Source organism: Neobacillus drentensis NBRC 102427 (genome assembly GCF_001591445.1).
Taxonomy (GTDB): Bacteria; Bacillota; Bacilli; order Bacillales; family Cytobacillaceae; genus Neobacillus; species Neobacillus drentensis.
In genome coordinates, this window is sequence record NZ_BCUX01000127.1 from 1 (window position 1) to 1,937 (window position 1,937).

A 1,937-nucleotide genomic window follows, 5' to 3' on the forward strand; every position below is an offset into this window, starting at 1 on the left:
TGTGACTGTCGATTAATTTGTAGTTCATTCCATTTCTAAACCTTATTTCACCTACTTTGTGAATTTTATTGGATTTTTTCACAAACTTTCATTGTTTTTTATGTATTTTCCCTTCCTAAGGCCTTCTATTTGTCCTTTTTTTCCTAATTTGGGCATACGGGGGCCTTCATCCGATTCTCGCATTTTTTGAAACGATAAAAGGGCTTGATGGGTTCAGCTACTTTCTTTACCATAATTTTTATGTTGATAACCATGGCCGTTAATTTGGACATGATCCTTAATGATTCCCTCCCTCTTGTTCTTGGTTTTCTGAGTCCTTGATGGTTGGCAGCTTGATGATTCGTTCTTTCCACATCGTACCGAGCCCTGAATGATCTCTTTCCAGCTTCGGTTTGATTATAGGATTTTCCTTGTTCCATGATTTCATAATAATCACTGATAAAGACGGTTCGACCATTTTCATTGGTCGTACATTGTTTACATAGTGGGCAATCTTTACAAGTTTTCGCTTCGAATTTGAATTGATGCCCCTGATTCGGGTTATTGCGCACTTTTTTAGAAGTCGAGTACCCTAGAGGACAGGTGACCTCATCCAATTTTGCATCATAAACAAACCAATCGTTTTCTAACAATCCTGTTGGATTTGTATATTTTTGTATAGGAGCGGTCAGTAAAATCTGCATCTCTTGGATCTTCTGGCGATTTTCACCTGTGCCATAGGCCGTATCACCGACCACTTGTTTCGGTACTATATCATGACGATTGATCACTTCCTCCACCATCGGGGCAAGACAATCTCCATCCCATTCGTTACCTGGAATTGGTTCAGTATTCAAGATTAATCCGTGCTGTCTTGACTCTAAAATTTGGATTTTATCTCCAGTAAACTTCAAGGATTTCGATTTGTATCCACTCCGGATTTGAGGATCATAGGCACTACGGATACGATCTTGTGGCTTTTCTTTTTTTGATAATTCTTTGTATTGGAGTGGTTCCTGTTCGGCACCTTCGGGCTTATTTGGATCTATCGGTTTGGTGTTCTCTTGTAAAATTTGATAGAGGATTGCTTGAAGCTCCAAACAACGAAGCTGCTGTTTAGCTTTCTCCCATGTCCAGAATAAAGGTTGTACCCTTTCACTTTCTAGCCAATGTAACAGGCTGTAGGCTTCCACCACCAGTCGGCTAAATAATACCAATCGATCCTTTTCGGGTGTTCGATCCCAGAGCCGTTTCAGAAAGCTTTTGAGAGCACAGTCTTGTAAAAAATAGGTATACAGCTTCGGATATGTACGTTTGATGTGTTGAATAATTTGAAGGATTCCTTGCTGGATTAAACGGTAAGCCCCCACCTTCGCAATGTTCGCATACGTATGAAAGGAATCAATAAGCCAACGATCTTCTTTTTTCCCCCATAGTCCTTTCGCCAAAGCTTGAGAAAGAATATGGTGATGACACGCATCAAAAAGGGCAGAACCCATGCGATCTCGGTCGAGCCCCAAGGTACTATGATCGAATCCGTTAAAAGCTACCGGTACTCCCAAAAAACGCTTTAAATGAATATGATAAAGAATGGCCTCTTCCATTTCACGATCAGAGTAATTGTGAAAGCGTTGAGCAAAATGAATCTTTAATTTTAAGGAAGGGGCATAAGGACGTTGTCCTTTGTGGGAATACAAGGGTGCACAGAGTTTATCTGCAAAGGAAAAGTCAATCACTTGTTCCACTCGACTCCAGAAAGGATGGGGAGGAACCGAAGAGAAGACTTCATAATCTGAGAAGGTTAACTGACCAAATGTTTTATATTGAATGTTCGCCATCACGATCACTCCAAACATAAGATATATCATAATTTTACCGTACATAGGGAGTGAAGTGATGAGTAAATTATAGAAAGTGTGTGAAAATTGAGATTCTTTACGAGTTAATCGACAGTCTCA

The 1,937-nt window shown here is 40.0% G+C and carries 1 protein-coding gene; it reads right to left on the reverse strand.

The annotated features are described in order from the left end of the window. Positions 1 to 143: 143 nt before the first annotated feature. Positions 144 to 1,817 (reverse strand): transposase, encoded by a 1,674-nt coding sequence (locus tag BDR01S_RS24465; RefSeq protein ID WP_066248196.1) that lies wholly within the window; start codon positions 1,815 to 1,817, stop codon positions 144 to 146. Positions 1,818 to 1,937 lie beyond the last annotated feature (120 nt).